The 3,620-nt window shown below is 63.3% G+C and carries 3 protein-coding genes; 1 reads left to right on the forward strand and 2 read right to left on the reverse strand.

Going from position 1 to position 3,620, the window contains the following annotated elements:
• On the reverse strand, positions 1 to 769 hold a 769-nt coding region (locus tag OC610_RS23280; protein ID WP_264431172.1), incomplete at its 3' end, for an aldo/keto reductase.
• 195 nt (positions 770 to 964) lie between these two features.
• On the reverse strand, positions 965 to 2,275 hold the full coding sequence (locus OC610_RS23285) for an MFS transporter (RefSeq protein ID WP_264431174.1): 1,311 nt from the start codon (positions 2,273 to 2,275) through the stop codon (positions 965 to 967).
• Between the two features lie 193 nt (positions 2,276 to 2,468).
• Here OC610_RS23285 and OC610_RS23290 point away from each other — a divergent pair, with 193 nt between their 5' ends.
• Positions 2,469 to 3,593 carry a sugar diacid recognition domain-containing protein gene (locus OC610_RS23290; protein ID WP_264431175.1) on the forward strand — a complete coding sequence of 375 codons (1,125 nt, stop codon included), beginning with the start codon at positions 2,469 to 2,471 and terminating at the stop codon, positions 3,591 to 3,593.
• Positions 3,594 to 3,620: the final 27 nt, after the last annotated feature.

The following is a 3,620-nucleotide window of genomic DNA, read 5'->3' on the forward strand; positions in this document are numbered from 1 at the left end:
CCTGGGTATATTCCAGGATCTGCTGGGCGATGCGCAGGGACTCGACCCGCCATTCGGTTTCCAGGATGCGCTTGTCCTGCCGTCCGGCGCGGCTGTTGGCGTCCGGCGCGACATCTGGCGCGTATTTGCCGCTGAGCACGCCGCGGGCCAGGGGGCTGAACGGCACCACGCCAAGGCCATAGTTCTGCGCGGCGGTGATCTGCTCGGTTTCCGCCTGGCGGTTGACGATGTTGTACAGCGGTTGGCTGATCACCGGGCGGTCGATGCCCAGGCTGTCGGCGATCCGGATCACCTCGGCGATGCGCCAGCCACGGTAGTTCGACAGGCCCCAGTAGCGGATCTTGCCCTGGCGAATCAGGTCGCCAATGGCCGACACGGTGACGTGCAGCGGGGTGTTGTGGTCTTCGCGGTGCAGGTAATAGATGTCCAGGTAATCGGTGCCCAGGCGCGTCAGGCTGGCCTCGATGCCATTGAACAGGTGCTTGCGGCTCAGGCCGCTGCGGTTGGGCACGCCGTCCGGCGGGCCGAAACCGACCTTGGTGGCGAGCACCCATTCGTGGCGACGACTGGCAATCGCTTCGCCGATGATTTCTTCGGAGCGACCGCCGGTGTAGACGTCGGCGGTGTCGATGAAGTTGATGCCCTGGTCCCAGGCCTTGCCGATGATCCGCAGCGAATCCTCGGTGCTGGTCTGTTCGCCGAACATCATCGTGCCCAGGGTCAACGTCGAGACTTGCAACCCGGATTGGCCTAGCGTGCGGTAGCTCATGACAAGATCCTTTCATCCATGGGGAAAGGCTCAATCAAATACCAGAACCGCCGCGTGGATCCAACAGAATTCTCAAACCACCACAAATCAATTGTGGGAGCGAGCTTGCTCGCGATAGCGGATTGTCAGACAACATCTTTGCCGACTGATACACCGCTATCGCGAGCAAGCTCGCTCCCACAGGGTAAAGGGGCGTCAGGCCCGCAGGGTGCGGGTCATGCGCAACGCCAGCAGGCTGCCGCAGACAATCACGCCGGCCAGCAGATATAACGCAGCGTCGGTCGAGCCGGTGGCATCCTTGACCCAGCCCACCAGATACGGGCTAAGGAAGCCGGCCATCTGGCCCATGGAGTTGATCAACGCCAACCCGCCGGCCGCCGCGCCCGCGCTGAGCAAGGCGGTGGGCACCGGCCAGAACATTGGCAGGCCGGTGAGGGCGCCCATGGTGGCGATGGACAGGCCGAGGATGGCGATGGCCGGCGTGGTGGCGAAGTTCACCGCGATCAGCAACCCCACCGCGCCCATGAGCATCGGCACCACCAAGTGCCAGCGACGCTCCTTGTGCAGGTCCGCCGAGCGTCCCACCAGCAACATGAACACCGCCGCCAGCAAGTAGGGAATCGCGCTCAGCCAGCCGATCACCAGGTTATCGCTGAAGCCGAGGTTCTTGATGATCGACGGCAACCAGAAGTTGATCGCGTACACGCCGCTCTGGATGCAGAAATACACCAGGCCGAAGGCCCAGATCGCCGGATTCTTGAACACCGCCGCCAGTGAGTCGGTGGCGGTTTTCGGCTTGTTGGCCAGGTCTTCGGCGTGGTCGGCGGTGAGCACGGCGCGTTCATGATCGGTCAGCCAGGTGGCCTTGGCGAAGGTGTCGCTGAGCAGGAAGAACGCCAGCGCGCCAAGGATCATCGTCGGGATGCCTTGCAGCAGGAACATCCATTGCCAGCCCGCGAGGCCGCCCTGACCCGCTGCGAAGTGGTTGAGGATCCAGCCGGAAAACGGGCTGCCGAGCAGGCCGGACACCGGAATGGCCGACATGAACAGCGCCATGATCCGGCCGCGACGGAACGTCGGGAACCACTGCGAAAGGTACAGCACGACGCCAGGGAAGAACCCGGCCTCGGCCGCGCCGGTGAACAGCCGCAAGGTGTAGAACTGGGTCGGCGTGGTCACGAACAACAGGCAGGTCGACAGCGCGCCCCAGGTGATCATCATCAACGCGATCCAGCGTCGTGGGCCGAATTTGGTCAAGGCCAGGTTGCTCGGCACGCCGCACAGCACGTAGCCGATGAAGAAAATCCCAGCGCCGAGGCCGTACACGGTTTCGCTGAATTTCAACGCGTCGAGCATCTGCAACTTGGCGAAGCCAACGTTCACCCGGTCCAGGTAGTTGAACAGGTAGCAGATGAAGATGAAGGGGATCAAGCGCAGGGTGATGCGCTTGTAGACAGTATTTTTTTCGTCGGGGGTAGCCACGAGGGCTGCTGCGCTCTGGGACATGGCGGGTCTCTCTTTATTATGATTTTGGCGTGCCAAGGGGTAACGTTGACCGCCCCTTGAGTCTCGGCCAGCCCAAGGTCCCGTGTCTTTGTGCCAGAGCACAGGGTTTGGATGCCGACCCTGTGCGCCTGACCAATCACCCGGGTGTCGCACCTCAAAACAACAATCACGCCGCTTGCAAGGAACACCGCCCATGTTCGAACTCGATCACGACCTGGCGCAGGACATCGTCGACCGGGCGATGGCGATTCTGCCCTATAACGTCAATGTCATGGACAACCAGGGCCTGATCCTCGGCAGCGGCGAGCGCGAGCGCATCAATACTCGCCACGAAGGTGCGCAACTGGTCCTGGCCAACGGCCGGGTCGTGGAAATCGACGAACACACCGCCGTGCACCTCAAGGGCGTGCAGCCGGGGATCAACCTGCCGTTGATGCTCGACCAGCGGCTGATCGGCGTGCTGGGCATCACCGGCGAACCCGCGCAATTGCGCACCTACGCCGAACTGGTGCGCATGACCGCGGAAATGCTGCTCGGCCAGCGCAACCAGCAGGCCGAGCAGCAATGGCGCCGCCAGCGTTGCGATGACTTGCTGGCGTTGCTGCTGGGCGATGCCGGGGATTCGCCACGGTTGCTCGACGAAGCCCAGCAAATGGGCCTCAAGCCGCAGCTGTCGCGGGTGCCGTATCTGTTTGAACTGGGCCTGGAGCATGGCCCCGGGCAAACCGTGGAATCGTTGAGCGCCTGGTTGATGTCGCGTTACCCGGACAGTTGGTGCCTGACGTCGTCCAAATCCTCGTTGCTCTGGTGCCGGCCGGTCACGGCTTCGGTGGAGAACGAGCGGCTGCTGGGCAAGCTCGACGGCCTGGGCTGGAACATCCTTCGAATCGCTGTGGGTGGGCAGGCCGAAGGCTTGGCGGGCCTACGCCGCTGCTACCGGCGCGTGGCGGATCTACTGGCGTATGGGCGCGATGTCCTGCCGCAATCGCGCTTGCTGATCCTCAATCGCTATCGGCTGCCGGTGATGCTCTGGCGGCATCGCAGCGATGATGCGCTGGACGAGCTGCTGACCCCGTTGCGCAAAGTCATCGCCAAGGACAGCAACGGCCAACTGCTGGCCACCCTGCGAAGCTGGTGCGAACACGACGGCCAGAGCCAGGCCTGCGCCGACGCCCTGGGCATCCACCGCAACAGCCTGCGCTATCGCATGGAGCGCATCGCCGAACTCAGCGGCGTGGATCCGCTCAGGCTGGATGGGATGTTGGCGTTGTACCTGGGCGTCCAGTTGTTGCCGCATGATCAAAATTTTCCGGGGTGATCCCTTCGCGAGCAGGCTCGCTCCCAC

This window comes from Pseudomonas agronomica (assembly GCF_025917275.1).
Taxonomy (GTDB): domain Bacteria; phylum Pseudomonadota; class Gammaproteobacteria; order Pseudomonadales; family Pseudomonadaceae; genus Aquipseudomonas; species Aquipseudomonas agronomica.